This is a genomic window from uncultured Dialister sp. (genome assembly GCA_900314595.1).
GTDB lineage: Bacteria > Bacillota > Negativicutes > Veillonellales > Dialisteraceae > Dialister.
This window is the reverse complement of the sequence record OMVW01000016.1, coordinates 1-14,694: the sequence shown is the minus strand read 5'-3', so window position 1 is coordinate 14,694 and position 14,694 is coordinate 1. Positions and strand designations below refer to the sequence as shown.

Annotated in this window: 11 protein-coding genes; 9 read left to right on the top strand and 2 right to left on the bottom strand. The window is 51.0% G+C overall.

Going from position 1 to position 14,694, the window contains the following annotated elements; translation table 11 throughout:
• Positions 1 to 72 precede the first annotated feature (72 nt).
• The 5 genes from QZN42_RS05660 to QZN42_RS05640 all read left to right on the top strand — a co-directional run bounded on the left by QZN42_RS05660 (position 73) and on the right by QZN42_RS05640 (position 6,526).
• A complete protein-coding gene (locus QZN42_RS05660) occupies positions 73 to 693 on the top strand; it encodes an ECF transporter S component (RefSeq protein ID WP_296955139.1) in 621 nt (206 codons plus the stop codon).
• 352 nt (positions 694 to 1,045) lie between these two features.
• Positions 1,046 to 1,504 carry a DUF188 domain-containing protein gene (locus tag QZN42_RS05655; protein ID WP_296955137.1) on the top strand — a complete coding sequence of 153 codons (459 nt, stop codon included), beginning with the start codon at positions 1,046 to 1,048 and terminating at the stop codon, positions 1,502 to 1,504.
• A 180-nt stretch (positions 1,505 to 1,684) separates the two neighbouring features.
• Positions 1,685 to 2,974 carry a hypothetical protein gene (locus QZN42_RS05650; protein ID WP_296955135.1) on the top strand — a complete coding sequence of 430 codons (1,290 nt, stop codon included), beginning with the start codon at positions 1,685 to 1,687 and terminating at the stop codon, positions 2,972 to 2,974.
• Between the two features lie 822 nt (positions 2,975 to 3,796).
• Positions 3,797 to 5,044, top strand: a complete 1,248-nt coding sequence (locus QZN42_RS05645; RefSeq protein ID WP_296955131.1) for an amidohydrolase — start codon at positions 3,797 to 3,799, stop codon at positions 5,042 to 5,044.
• Positions 5,045 to 5,059: 15 nt separating this feature from the next.
• Positions 5,060 to 6,526 carry an MFS transporter gene (locus QZN42_RS05640; protein WP_296955127.1) on the top strand — a complete coding sequence of 489 codons (1,467 nt, stop codon included), beginning with the start codon at positions 5,060 to 5,062 and terminating at the stop codon, positions 6,524 to 6,526.
• Between the two features lie 431 nt (positions 6,527 to 6,957).
• Here the strand turns inward: QZN42_RS05640 and QZN42_RS05635 are convergent, their stop codons facing one another.
• Entirely contained in the window at positions 6,958 to 7,914 is a 957-nt protein-coding gene (locus tag QZN42_RS05635) for a DUF1858 domain-containing protein (RefSeq protein WP_296955124.1), read from the bottom strand.
• 1,012 nt (positions 7,915 to 8,926) lie between these two features.
• Between QZN42_RS05635 and QZN42_RS05630 the strand changes: the two genes are divergently transcribed.
• The 4 genes from QZN42_RS05630 to QZN42_RS05615 all read left to right on the top strand — a co-directional run bounded on the left by QZN42_RS05630 (position 8,927) and on the right by QZN42_RS05615 (position 13,956).
• On the top strand, positions 8,927 to 10,099 hold the full coding sequence (locus QZN42_RS05630; protein ID WP_296955121.1) for a M48 family metallopeptidase: 1,173 nt from the start codon (positions 8,927 to 8,929) through the stop codon (positions 10,097 to 10,099).
• A 689-nt stretch (positions 10,100 to 10,788) separates the two neighbouring features.
• The gene (locus QZN42_RS05625) at positions 10,789 to 11,733 is read left to right on the top strand and encodes a D-alanyl-D-alanine carboxypeptidase family protein (RefSeq protein ID WP_296955117.1); all 945 of its coding nucleotides are present in this window, start codon (positions 10,789 to 10,791) and stop codon (positions 11,731 to 11,733) included.
• The gene (locus QZN42_RS05620) at positions 11,726 to 12,043 is read left to right on the top strand and encodes a septum formation initiator family protein (RefSeq protein ID WP_296955115.1); all 318 of its coding nucleotides are present in this window, start codon (positions 11,726 to 11,728) and stop codon (positions 12,041 to 12,043) included. Before QZN42_RS05625 ends, QZN42_RS05620 begins: the two co-directional genes overlap by 8 nt.
• 539 nt (positions 12,044 to 12,582) lie before the next feature.
• Positions 12,583 to 13,956, top strand: a complete 1,374-nt coding sequence (locus tag QZN42_RS05615; protein WP_296955112.1) for an ATP-binding protein — start codon at positions 12,583 to 12,585, stop codon at positions 13,954 to 13,956.
• Between the two features lie 522 nt (positions 13,957 to 14,478).
• Here QZN42_RS05615 and QZN42_RS05610 read toward each other — a convergent pair.
• Positions 14,479 to 14,694 (bottom strand): hypothetical protein (locus QZN42_RS05610; protein ID WP_296955109.1); only part of this gene is annotated, 216 nt, incomplete at its 5' end.

The window sequence follows — 14,694 nt, the reverse complement described above, 5'->3', positions numbered from 1 at the left end:
CGGACCGCGGAGTGAGTAGACCGCCTGATTTTTCGGCTTATATCTCAAAGAGAGTAAGAACGGAGGAAACAAATGGAAAAAGAAAATAACCCGTCCTCACAGGGCACATTTATGAACCTGAAGGAACTCACCATTTCCGGCCTTCTGGCAGGAATCACCATCTTCCTGGGACTTACCGGTTACGGTTTCATTCCCCTGGTCGTCATGAATGCTACCATCCTTCACATCCCGACCATTATCGGGGCAGTTGTGGCAGGACCTAAAGTAGGGGCCATCGTGGGCCTGCTCTTTGGTCTCTTCTCCTTCTTCCAGTCCCTCCGCGCACCGAGCCTTCTGCTCCAGTTCGCCCTGCAGTACAATCCATTCTACGATGCTTTCATCTGCATCGTGCCCCGTATCTGCATCGGACTCTTTGCTTACTTCCTTTATAAACATATCCATCTGCCCGAAGGCATCCGCATCGGTATCGCAGCCGTGGGTGGTTCCCTCTGCAATACCGTCCTCTTCCTCGGTTCCTTCTACCTCCTGGTAGGCGCACCGTACGCAGCCTCCAAGGGCATCTCCGTAGAAGCCGTAGGAGCTACCATTCTCGGAATCGTCGGCGTAAACGGAGTACCGGAAGCCCTCGTTTCCGCAGTCATCATCATCCCGGTAGTCCTGGCACTGAAACATTCCGGATTCAAGACAAAATAATGGTTTGCTGAAATCGGTGAAGCTCTGCTTCACCGATTTTTTTGTGAAATAAAAGTGGTAAGTGATAAGTGGTAAGTGTTAAGTGAAGATGACGCTGCTGATGCAGCGCGAGTATATATGGGGATTGAGTCAAACAGGGCAGAATCCATATTAAAAGGCGCGCTATATAATTTGTGCGCGCCACCGCCCTTTGATTCTCACTCAAAATTCCTGATTCTTTCTGCTGCATTTATTGGTTAAAAATGGCCTGCTTTATGAATTGTGCAGGCCCACCTTCCCGCAATCCGCAATCCGCATTCCCCAATCCGATTGACAAACGGTAAGCATGATAAATTACACGAAAGGAAATAAAATGAAAATATTAATCGACGGCGACGGCTGTCCAGTGATCCCGGAATCCGAAAATGCGGCCTCCCTTTTTCATCTGGAATCCATCATAGTCTGCGATACGAGCCACCTCATCCGCTCTGGGAAAAGCAGAATCGTGGTGGTAGACAAAGGGGCAGACTCTGCCGATTTCACCCTGACAAATCTCATCAAGCCGGGAGACGTGGTCATCACCCAGGACTACGGCCTTGCCGCCATGGCCCTGGCAAAGAAAGCCTTCCCCTTCCACCAGAACGGCTGGCAGTACACGAATGAAAATATAGACCGCCTCCTCATGGAAAGGTACGAAGCCAAAAAAGCAAGGAAAAGCGCCAGACACCACCTCAAAGGCCCGGCCAAAAGGAAGAAAGAAGATAATGAGAAATTTTATCATTTATTGATCCGTTTTTTGGAAAGGGAAACCGAAGAAACCGGAAGCTTTTGAATCGGGACTATCGGGGGTGTCGGGAGTATCGGGGCCACCGCCCCGGCATTCCCGGGACTCCCGGCAACCCCGATATCCCCGAAACAAAAGTCATTACATCCTTAATCTAAAGACAGTATTTACCCCATAAAACTGCTATAATAAAGGAAACAATTGCGTTATTCAGAAGGCGGTGTTTCTATGAACTGCAGGATCGGTGTTATCGGCGCATCGGAATCGGTGGAAAATATTCTGAAGGCGGGTGAGCACTTTGCCCCGGATGTCACGCTTATTCCCTGTCCCTTTGAAAAAGAAGGGGATATGAGGGATATTATCGAAAGAAACCGTTCCAGGGTGGACGGATGGCTTTTCAGCGGGCCTCTTCCCTATGAACTGGGGCGGAAATATTTCAGGAGTGACGATAATATTTCCTGCTGCCATACGGCAGGCGCCATGCTCCTCGTGCGGGCCCTGGAAGTCATGCATGACGCAGGGCGGAAAGCGCCCCGCTTTTCCATCGATATGTACGAAGGAATCATCGATATTTCCGAAGTCCTCTCCGACACCGGCCTTCCCCTGGACGAAGTCTATATGAAATATTACGGGAAACGGTTCCGGGTGGAAGAAATCGTGGAATTTCACCGCTCCCTCTATGCGGAAGGAAAGACGGACGGGGCAGTCACCGCTTTCCGGGCCGTATACAGCCGGCTGAAAGACCTGGGCGTCCCTGCGTACTACCTCAATCTCACGAAAGCGGAAATCACCGAATCCCTCCGGCAGATGGTGGAAAAAATCCGCACCACCTGGTTCAAAGCGACCCAGGTGGGAACCGTGGCTATCGCCATACATGATTATGAAACGGTCCTGGACCACATGAATTCCGACGTCCAGCGGGAGCGGATGGAATGGGAAATCAAAGGGAAACTGCTGCCCCTCTGCGAAGTGCTGGACGGGTCCCTTGTGGAAAAAGGAAATGGCAGATATGAAATATTTTCCTCCCGCGGCCAGATTCACCGCCATCTGGGGGAACTGGAAAATACGCTGAAAGAAATAAAAATGACCATCAACCTGTATGGCTCCGCAGCAGCGGGCATCGGCTATGGAGAAACCGTGGCCAGATCGAGACTCCGCGCCCGGCAGGCCGTGGATGAACCCATCCTCTGGGATATGCCGGTCCGGATTTCCGGTGATGAAGCAGGAGAAGACAGGGAAGAGCAAAGAGAAGAACTGGATCCGGAGACCAGGGAAAAACTGAAAGAAGTGAGAGTCAACGAAAAGACCCTCCTCAAAATCCGCCTTGCCGCCTCCTCATTCCCGGAGGGCACCTTCTCCGTGAAAGACCTCTCCACGAAACTTTCCGTGACTCCCCAGAATATCCGCCGCATCATGGGAGCCCTCTCCAAAGCAGGTCTGGCAGAAATCGTCAGCGAAACTTCCCCCGCCGAAAGAGGAAGGCCGGGGAAAGTGTATAGATTAGTGATTAGTGGGTAGTAGTTAGTGCTTTGTCGCCGGCCTGTTGCCGGCAGGCGCCCTGAAAGCAGGGCGTTTTTTATTGTCTTCTACATAAGTTTCGAGTTTCAAGTATTCTCGTTCGCCGCAAAATGGCTAAAGGTCAGCCTCCCTGAAGTTCTGCGCTCGAACGCGATTTGAAGGAGAGAGGCGAAGCCGAATGACGTGCAAATCGCAGTGAGAGTCATGCAGTGGCTGGGGAGTTGGACGCGCAGCGGCCGGAGGGGCTGTACTATCATTCAAGTCGAAATGGATGCAATTGGCCTCTGGCTTTCAGGTTTGCTGCCCGGCACAAATGGGGCTGGCTGACGAAACGTATCCACGATAAAAGATGCAAATCATAAGACGCTGCGTCCCCCAATGGAGAAAGCTCCCGCGAAGCGGGTGAAGGGGGTGGTCTATCAACCTGGTCGAAATAGAGATGAGCGGTCAGTACGTTACGTTTCTCCTGAGAATACCGGTATGGCCGGGGCAGGTGGAGAGAAATTTTCCGTGGCTGCTCTTTCGGGCGGAAGCGGTTCGATTTTTCCGAAGTGTATGGACTAAAAACTTGCGAAAATAAAATTTCAGATTCTTCTTAAATCCATTTGATTCAGTTCATACAATAGCTATGCCAACTGTAATTGATCACTGAAAAATCAAGATATAATCGATATTCTTTTTCAAACTAAAGAAGCTTTATACGATAAAATTGACTAATAGTCAAAATATCTATTGCAATTTCGGGCGGATATGATATAATTCAATTAAAGCAAGAGTTACTAAATAAAAAATAATAATTTGCGAAATAAAAGGAGGACCAAAATGATGAAAAGAGTTGAATCCATGATCAGAAATCTGCTTCCAACCCTGAAAGATACCTATACTTACCTCCACTGCCATCCGGAGCTTTCCATGCAGGAAGTGGAGACGGCCCGTTATATTTCCGACAGGCTGAATGCCCTTTCCATCGAAGTCCATACCGGTATCGGCGGGACAGGAGTGGCAGCCATCATCCGGAATGGGGAAGGACCGGTGGTCATGATGCGTGCGGATATGGACGCCCTGCCCATGAAGGAAGAGACAGGCCTTCCCTATGCATCCCGCTGGACCACCATGAACAGGGCGGGAGAAATGGTTCCCGTTTCCCACATGTGCGGCCACGATATGCACATGACCTGGCTCCTGGGGACTTTGGAAATCCTTTCGAAAACGAAAGATGCCTGGCAGGGCACGGCAGTGGGCATTTTCCAGCCCGCTGAAGAAACGGCGGAAGGGTCCCTGGCCATGCTGAATGATCATCTTGGAAATATCATCCCCAGACCGGATATCATCCTCGGACAGCACCTCATGCAGTACCGGGCGGGGACTGTGGCCATTAAAGGCGGACAGATCCTGACAGCCGGTGATTCTTTCGAAGTGACCTTCTTCGGCAAAGGGGGACACGGCGGAATGCCCCAGAATGCCATCGACCCTATTGTTATGGCTTCTTCCGCAGTGGTCCGCATCCAGTCCATTGTGGCAAGAGAAGTGGGACCCTCCGCCCAGGTCGTAGTGACGGTCGGTGCCTTCCATGCAGGAAAGGCGGAAAATATCATCCCCCACGAAGCAGTCATCAAGCTGAATGTGCGCACGACAGATGAAGAAATCCGTCAGAAAGTCCTCTCCGGCATCCGCCGCATCTGCGAGGCAGAAGCTAACGCATCGGGTGCGGAAAAAATGCCGGAGTTCCGGGAAATCAACAGTTTCCCGCTGACCGTCAATGATGAAGCGGCAGCAGCCTTCATCGGAGATGCTTTCCGCCGGCACTTCGGAGAAAGAGCCATCCCGGCCCAGCCGGTAGGGGCGAGTGAAGACTTCTCCCGCTTCGGACGGGCCTGGAACGTGCCCTATGTGTACTGGTTCGTAGGCGGCACAAAGCCGGAAATCTACGATGAAGCAGAAAGGAAGGGCACCACGGGCCATCTTCCCGGCCCTCACTCCCCGTACTGGGCGCCGGCCCTTACACCCACCCTCCAGACAGGAATTGAAACTATGATCACCGCAGCCACTCTGTGGCTCGTGCAGAAATAGAGAAAGTGTGAAATCATGAGAAAAGAAACTTACAAAGGAAATGACAGACTCCTCCTCGGCAGTGTCCTGGCGATTCTCACCTTCTGGCTCTTTGCCCAGACTACCCTGAACGTGATGCCCTCCATGCGGGCCGATCTTGGAATCGATGAAACCTGGAGCAATATGGCTGTCAGCATTACGGCCCTCTTTTCAGGCATCTTCATCGTAGTCCTGGGGGGCCTCGGAGATAAAATCGGCCGCGTAAAGATGGTTCTTACAGGCATTGTCCTCTCGGCCGCCGGTTCCCTCATGATCGCCCTCACCCCCGCAGGCACCAGCGTTTTCCTCATGGCAGGACGCATCATCCAGGGCCTCTCGGCTGCCTGCATCATGCCTGCCTCCCTGGCCCTCATTAAAGCGTACTACGAAGGACCGGCGCGGCAGCGGGCCCTTTCCTACCTCTCCATGGGTTCCTGGGGCGGCAGCGGCCTCTGCTCCCTCTTCGGAGGGGCTGTGGCAGGCGCCCTCGGCTGGCGGTATATTTTCCTCTTTTCCGTCCTCGTATCCGCGGCAGCCTTTGCCCTCGTATATGGCACCCCTGAAAGCAGGGTGGAAAGGAAAAACCCCGCACCCTTTGACTGGTTCGGCCTTGTGACCTTCATGATTTCCATGGTAGCCCTGAATATCGTAATCGGCCAGGGAGCAAAGATGGGCTGGGGCCACCCGGTAATCATCGTCCTCATCCTCACTGCTTTTGTGGGCTCCATCCTCTTCTTCAAAGAAGAAATGGGAAATACAAATCCATTCATCGATTTCAAACTGTTCAGAAATAAATCCTACGCAGGAGCCACCCTTTCCAATTTCCTCCTGAACGGTTCTGCAGGAACCATCATGGTTACCCTCACCCTTCTCCAGCTGGGCGCAGGCATGAGCTCCTTCACCGCAGGCCTTGTGACTCTGGGATACCTGGCAGCAGTCCTTCTGACCATCCGGGTAGGAGAAAAACTCCTCCGACTCTGGGGCGCAAGAAAGCCCATGATCCTTGGATGCCTCATCACCTCCGGCGGAATCATCCTCCTCTCCCTGAGCTTCCTCTACACCTGGCAGTACCTGGTAGCAGCGTTCCTTGGATTCACCCTCTTCGGCGTGGGACTTGGCCTCTATGCTACCCCCTCTGCCGACGCAGCCCTCTCCAACGTGCCTGCTGATCAGGCAGGGAGCGCGGCCGGCCTCTACAAAATGGCCTCCTCCCTGGGCGCGGCCTTCGGAGTAGCCATCTCCGCCTCCATCTTCACCGCCCTCTCCGGCATGGAAATGACCGCCCTCTCCGGACTCTTCCTGGGCCGCACGGATAACGTATCCCTGCGCCTGGCAGCCATGGCAGCCTTCCTCTTCAACTTCCTCATGATTATGGCCACTATTACCTCCATCGTGAATACCATCCCGAAAAAGGAAATAGAAAGCGAAGAAAAGAGCGAAGACCTGGCTGCAGCAGAAGGCTGAGTCAAACTTCAGCGGGCCCGCTGTTTATATAGATGACCGATGAGATATTGTCTCATCGGTCTTTTTGTATTTGGCAAAGAGGAATTAGGATTTTGGGATTAGAGGTTGGGGGAGGTGTGCCGCTGATGCGGCACAAGTATATTTGGGGACCCTGCACGGGCGATTGTGAAAAGCCCGCATAAGTCGAAATCACCTGCCCCTGGTCAGGGGATTGTACAATCGGACAAGTCGAAATGGAGATAAAATGACAGGTCCATTACGTCTTAAGGGAAAATCTTATTACCGGCAAATCCATCATCATTAGATAAAGACAATAAAAAGAGGCGCCTCTATTTCAAAAGGCGCCCACCTTCACGGTCCACGAATCACGAACCACGAACAACGAATAACGAAGAACGATCAGCACAAATGACTTTATTCAGAAGAATCCCTTATGCCTCTTCTTTTCCTCTCAGCCTTTCATCGCATTTTGCGATGAGTTCCGCAGGGTCCACTCCCGCATCTCTGCACATGGTCCCGATGGTAGTCTTCATATCGGAAGGCATGGCGATTTCCTTTTCCTGGAAAATGGTGAGGAGCTGGGGATACATGGTGAGGATCGTTTCCATAGGCGTATCATCGGTGAGGAGAGGTTTCTTGTACTTATCGGCAATGAATTCATTCATTTCCCCGATGATTTCAAATACATCCATCCCATGACCCTGGGCGGCCTGCCACAGATTTTCATCATAGGAAACAAAGCAGCCCACGCAGGACATGCCGTATTCCATGAGGAACGGTCCCATTTCCGGATACACTTCGATGATCTGCATGATATTATGCTCCGGACGGACGAAATCCCCCTCCTTCAGCGGCGGTACGTCAGGCTGGCCGAATCCGCTGAATGCATCGGTACTTCCGAAATCGGAAGAACCGGGCATCGTATTTCCAAAGACTGCATCCCGGAAAGATTCATACCCCATGTGGTCGATGAATTCTTCCATGGACTGGTAATTTTCATGTTCCAGATAGTAAGAGCAGGCCTTTGCCATGATTGCAATGGCATCGGTGGGGAACTGGGCGAAAGCGAAGAACGTCTTCTTTCCCGTGTAAATATCCCAGCCGTCGGACATGCCCACTGCCCGGATTGGAAGAGGCATAGTAATGGTGCAGGTCAAAATGCAGGAAGGCCAGGAGCCGAAAGCCTGGAGGCCCATCTCCTTCAGCGTCGGTTCCACATCGGCCTGGGCAAGGCCCGTAATCATAGGCCGCGCCTTCGGGTCCAGGACGTAAGTGCCCTCCATCTTCTCTGCGGCTGCCTTCATCCTCTTCTTGAATTCGTCCCGCCCCTCTTTGATATCCGGAATGAAATCAATTTCAAGAGAGTAAGTGAGATTATCTGCTGTCATAGAAATAGAAACTCCTTTCAGAAACTTCCCGGGGGAAGATAGTTTTTATAGTTACTAAACTATTATACTACATATTGCAAGTTTTCGATATGTGTTTTTCAATTTAGAAGCTGTAATATGATAAGCTAACTGCAATTCGAACAACTTTTGTTTCGGGGTGGTCGGGGTGGTCGGGGTGGTCGGGAAGGTGGCGCCTGGAAATTATATGGGCGCAGGTTTTATATTGAGAAATTGAATTTAGCAGGGCTGTCAGATGAAATATAAAACGTCGTACAGGCAGCCTTTGTTTCGGGGCAATCGTGGTAATCGGGGTGATCGGGGTGGTCGGGAAGGTGGCGGCCTTTCGGCCGCAGAGTATATATAGGGGATTTGCACAGGCAGCACGGGTAGGGGAATGCCAAAGGGTAAAAACGAAAAAGGCACAGACCAACAGCATGCTGCCGTTTCAGCCCTCCCACGTTTGGGAGGGTGCCTGAGCGAAGCGAAGGCGGGTGGGTCGATCTACCGTTTCAGGTCGAAAATGAGATAAAAGGAAATTTCCCATGTGTACGTAACGCAGGAAGAGAAAGAGTCATTTCAGCACGTGCCACATGCAGCCCCCTTTACCCGCTTTGCGGGAGTTTCCCCCGTTGGGGGACACAGGGTGCATTGGTTATGTGACTTTTCGATACCCAATTTCATGAGAATTGACTCTACCGTTCAGCAAGTGCTCCCCGCGTCCGGGGAGCTAAGGGCAGGGTGAGGGGGCGTACGATGGTATTCACCGGAAATGAAGAAAACCGTCCATGCGTACCGCAGGAATGGGAATATTGGCAGCCGAGAACTTTTATAAGAAAAATATAAAAAGGCGCCCCTATTATTTTCCGCCGCCACCTTCACGGACCACGAATCACGAAGAACGAACAACGAAGAACGAACAACGAAGAACGAACGCCCCATATTTCTGTACCTAAAGTACTGAAAAAATGGTAAAATAAATACAAAGTATCCTTTTTTCAAAATGGAGGAAACTATGAAATACCTGAAAATGAAAATCACTGCATCCCTTCTGGCAGCTGCCTGCCTCACCGGTATGGCCATGCCGGTAGCCGAAGCAGCCACCACCTGGCAGAAAATCCTTTACGGAGCAGCAGCGATTGCCCTTATTTCCAACTACTACAGCAATCTTGACGATAACAATGGTATGCAGTTCCTTTCCCAGTGCAAGCAGCAGACCGGTGTCTACGAATCGGCCGAAGCGGACAACCGGGTACAGGAAATATACGGAAACCTGGTAAATACCGGAGCCGTAGGCAGAAACTACAACGTATACGTAGCCCCTGACGAAGATATCAATGCATTCATGAGCCTGGGCGGAGTCCTCTGCGTGAACAAAGGAGCCCTGGACACCATGGACGATGATGAACTGGCCTATATCATGGCCCACGAAATCTCCCACGGTGAGAAACGCCACAGCGTATCGGGCGTAAAGAAACGGATCGGCCTCATGACCGCCGTAGATATCTACCTGGGCGGTGGACTCTCCTTCGGCGAATACCTCCTGGCCAATATCGCCACCAACTACGTTTCCAATGCCATCTTCACCAAAGACCAGGAAAAAGAAGCAGACGACCTGGGATTCCAGTACCTCTGCGAAGCCGGCTACAACCCCGGCGGCGGAGCAGCAGCCATGTCCGTCCTGGAAGACAAATATGGAAATAGCAGCCGCACCGGCCTCATGGCCGTAGTCGCCCCCTCCAACCATCCGAAAACAGGCGACCGGGTCAATAAAAACCTCAAATGGATGAAGAAATACTCCGGTGACCACGTAGACGTCAAAGACGGATGGATCGAAGTCAACGGAATCAAAGCCTTCCAGCCCAAAGCCGATGACCGGTACACCGACAAAGAAAGAACCTACCTCACCGCAGGCAAACTGGACAAACTCTACCACGCAGGAAACGTCCCGGATGCTACCCTTGCGGACAATATCATCTACTGCGGCGAAACCTCCCTCTACACCCTCTCCTCCGAAGAAGATGGAAAAACCTATGTTACAAACCTCAACAAAGGCATTCAGAAAGACAGAGGACAGAAAGTAGAATCCAAATTCAAAATCGACGACCGTAAAGAAAAAATAGCAGAGAAAAAAGCGAAGGCTGAGAAAAAAGCCTCCGAACAGGTAGAAGAACAGAATAAAGAATAATCTTCTGAATCAGGAATCTCGGGACCATCGGGGCTGTCGGGATTATCGGGAAGGTGCGGCGCACAAATAAAAAGCGCCGCAAGTACTGATTTTATTCCCATTAAAATTGCCGGCTGCAGGATATCCCATCCGCTGCGGAGCGGCTATAGCTCAAGCGTCCCCCAACGGGGGAAGCTCCCGCGAAGCGGGTGAAGGGGGCTATCAATCATTGTAACTGACAAAGTAAGACAATCCCTTCAAGCGTAACGTAACAGACAAAAGCCACCCTTGAAAAAGGGGGCTCCGGCGCAGCCGGTGGGGTAGATTTATGCTTTTTCTGCACTACTCCCTCAAGGCACATATGAGGAAAAAGGAAAAACTGACAATCGGTCACCACCTTTCCTGGGATGGAAAGGTGGCCGCGGAGCGGCCGGATAGGTTGTGTAACCGCACAAGGCACATATGAGGCTAATTGACGAAACAACTTCGGGACAGATGAGGAAATCGGTAAACAGGAGGCTCTCCCTCGGGAACACCGCGATAGCGGTGAGAGGGCGAATCGATTCGAAGAATCGACAACTCCATGTATTCTCCTATATAAAAAGCGGCGCTTATAAATTTGCGCTGCACCCCTAATCCCCAATTCCTACCCCTAATCCCCCAAAGCACTATCCCATCACATCGACATATATTTCCATGAAAGGAAAGAAATGAAAAAACTCTTCACCCTCCTTGTTTTAGCCATTATATTTGCCGCTATAGGCTTCGGAGCCCTTGTGCTCATCACACCGGATCCGCCGAAAGCGCCGGAAATTCCGCCGCCCCCGGAGATCAAAGCAGTCACTGCGGCCCTTCTGGACGCCCAGACCGGAAAAGTACTGACTGATAAAGAAGGCACCCTTCGTGTATATCCTGCCTCCACCACGAAAATCCTCACCACCATCATTGCCCTGGAAGAAGGAAAAGCCCGGCTCGAGCAGAATGCAAAAATCACGCCCCTTGCCATGAAACAGGACGGAACCAACCTGGGCGTACGGCAAGACATGCCCATTTCCCTCCACCAGATGCTCTATGGAATGATGCTTATTTCCGGAAACGATGCAGCCGTAGCCACGGCAGAAACAGTGGGCGGAAATTATGACCGGTTCATCGAAATGATGAACGAAAAAGCAGCCTCCATCGGAGTCCACGACTCCCACTTTGCAAACCCCAGCGGCCTCACCAACAAAAATCATTACTCCACAGCCATCGATATGGCAAAAATTGCCGCCTATGCCATGAAAAATCCGGATTTCCGGGATATTGTCAAACGGAAAACCTACCCCATGACCTATAGAAACGGCATGTTCAGAAATGTGGAGAATAGAAACGAATTCCTCTCCTCCGGCTACGAAGGAGCCAACGGAGTCAAGACAGGTATGACCGAAGCCGCAGGAGACTGCCTCGTGGCCAGTGCGGAAAGAAATGGAAGACTCCTCATCGTCTCCCTCTACAACGACAAAAACCGCTGGAACGATACCAAAGCCTGGCTCGACTACGGATGGACCGTCATAGCCATGGAAGACCAGTACAAAGCAGCCCTGGCCGCTGAAGATCCTATTTACAAATTCATCAACCGGATTCTGGGAAAGGAGCCAAAAGAACAGGATGCGTAAAAAACAGATTCACCGCAGAAATAAAAAAACGCCCTTTCTCAAACGCCTCTTCCCGGACAGCCCCATCCTCCGCATTATTTTCTGCATAGCCGTAGCCATCAGCGCTTATATAGTCATACAGAACGTCTACCACTTCGCCCAGGTCCAGGTACAGGAATACAAACTGAACAAAGAAAAAGAACGGCTCCTCAAAGAAAAAGAAGAACTGGAAGCCGAAAAAGAAGCGCTGAACGATCCCAAGTACATCGAGAAAAAAGCCAGAGAAGACCTGGGACTCGTCAAACCCGGCGAAGTGCCGTATGTGAAGTAAGGAAATAAGAATATACCGTTATTTAAAATCATTCCGGACAGCTTTTGTTTCGGGAATCCCGGGAATCTCGGGATTTTCGGGGTTGTCGGGAAAGTGGGCGCCTTGAAATTGTGAAGGCGCCTCTTTTTATTGTCCATAATTATCTTGATTGCTGATAATCCATCAGATTTAGAGGAATTGGGGATTGGGGAGGGATTAGGGGAGGTGTGCCGCTGATGCGGTACGAGTATATATGGGGAATTTGCACAGGCGAAGTTGAAAATCTCCTGCAAGACGAAAAATCGCCTGCTCCTGGCCAGGAGGTCAGCGAGCGAAGCGGGGAGGGGGGACGATGATATCTGTCGATTTTGTGCAGAAAGGGAAAGGCAGGATGAACGGGGGAAAGCCGGAATATCAGTCGGCTTTTCTGATTCCATTTCCAACTTTACAACTTCATTTTCCAATTGTTTCTCTGATTCAGATGGTGTATACTTTAGTCGAAAATATTTTAGTCGGAAAAAACCGACTAAAGTGAAACCGACAAAAGAGGAGGGAAAGTCATGAATTTTATTGGCAGACAGGCTGAGTTGAGGAAACTGGAGAAATCCTTCACCAGTAACCGGCAGGAAACGATCCTGATCTATGGCCGGCGGAGAGTAGGAAAGAGCGAACTCATCCGCAAAGCGCTGGAGATGACCGCCATTCCTCATTTATATTACGAATGTAAAGAAACGTCGGAAATGAATAATATTTCCAGTCTTTCCGCCCTGATTTCCCAAATCTATGGAGAAAGACGCCTTGCCTTTGACTCCATGGAAGAAGTGCTCGATTATTTCTTTGAAAGAGCAAAGACACCCCAGATCCTCGTGCTGGATGAATACCCCTACCTACGGAACACAGTCAAAGGACTGGACAGCATCCTCCAGTCACTCATCGACAAATACCGGGATTCCTCCGGACTGAAACTCATCCTCTGCGGCTCCTTTGTGGAAACCATGAAATCCCTCATCCTGGCTCACAGCCCTCTCTATGGACGGATGACCCTCACCATCAACCTGAAACCCATGGACTATTACGAATCCGCCCTCTTTTACCCCCGCTTTTCTCCTGACGATAGAGTGCGTCTGTACAGCGTATTCGGGGGAATTCCCTACTACAATCAGCTCATTGACTCCAGCCTTTCCGTGAGAGAAAACCTGATGAACCTCCTCGTTGAACCGGGGGCCCGACTCGAAGACGAGACGACCCTTTTCCTCCAGGCAGAACTATCCAAACTGAACAATGCCAACCAGGTATTTGAAACCCTGGCAAAAGGAACACGGCACTTCAGCGATATTCTCGAAAAATCCCATATTTCCAGCAGCCCCACCCTCTCGGACGTACTGAAACGGCTCATGCAGATGGAACTGGTTTCCCGCAAATCACCCATCAATGATGAAAACAACCGGAAGAAATCAAACTACCTCGTCAGCGACAATCTTTCCCGCTTCTTCTACCGCTACCTCTACCGTTACAGCTCCCAGCGGATGATCATGGCCCCTGATACCTTCTATGACCGTTACATTGCAGACGACTTCGAGCACACCTTCGTGCCCGAAAGCTTTGAAGAAATATGCGCACAGTACCTCATCCGAAAAAATCAGGCAGGCCTCATGGACCCGCCTTTTGAAAAAATAGGGAAATACTACTACGACCTGCCCGGAGAACATAGAAATGGAGAATTCGATATCGTCACCCTGGACGAAAAAGGATACATCTTCTACGAAGCCAAATTCAGGAAAAACCCGATCACCGCAGAAATGAGGAAAAAAGAAATCGCCCAGGTCACAGCCGCAGGCCTTCCCTGCTATCGCTATGGCTTCTTCAGCCGCTCCGGCTTCGAAGGCAGCCCCGGAGAAAAAGAAATATGTATTACCTTGGATGAAATGTATTGAAAGCTTAACTTTTTATTTTTCTCTCATAGAAGTTCTGAATTCCGGGAAATTCCATCAGGGCCTGCGGGTACAGCCTGGTGGCGCTTGAGGCATTTTTCATCTGACCGCATGGGTACTCCGGGGCGGTCGGGATGATCGGGGTGTCCGGGGCGATCGGGGTGGTCGGGGAGGTGTGCCGCTGATGCGGCACGCTTTTTTATGGGAAATGTGTACAGGCAGATTTATTGGAGACAATTGTCAGATAAGGCGGCCTGAGGCAATTTCGGTGTTCGGGATCAGCCTCAACACGACATGCACCGATAGATTTTTTTTCGAGATTTCGGGGTGCGGGGTGCGGGGAGGTGTTCCGCCGATGCGGCACGCTTTTTGGGGTTCGCTGCCAGGCACATATGAGGCTGACTGACGAAACGTACTCATGCCATTTGACTCTATCGGCAGGTAGGAGGCTCTCCCTTCGGGAGAGCTCCGCAAAGCGGTGAGAGGGCAAATCGATTCGAAGAATCGATAACTCTATGTATCCTCTCATAAAAGTTCCCAGTTTCCAGATTTCCTCCCGGTGGCCTTTTCGTTATTTTTCATTCCTCCCCCCTCAGTCTGCTTCGCAGCCAGCTCCCCCCAAGGGGAGCCAGACCGGTCAGCCTCCCCAATTACACATATCGGCGCCGTTGCCACCGTAAATAAAACCGGTGGGAGTTCAATTTTTCTGTATAATTGGGTTAGCGGCAGAAATCGACCCAC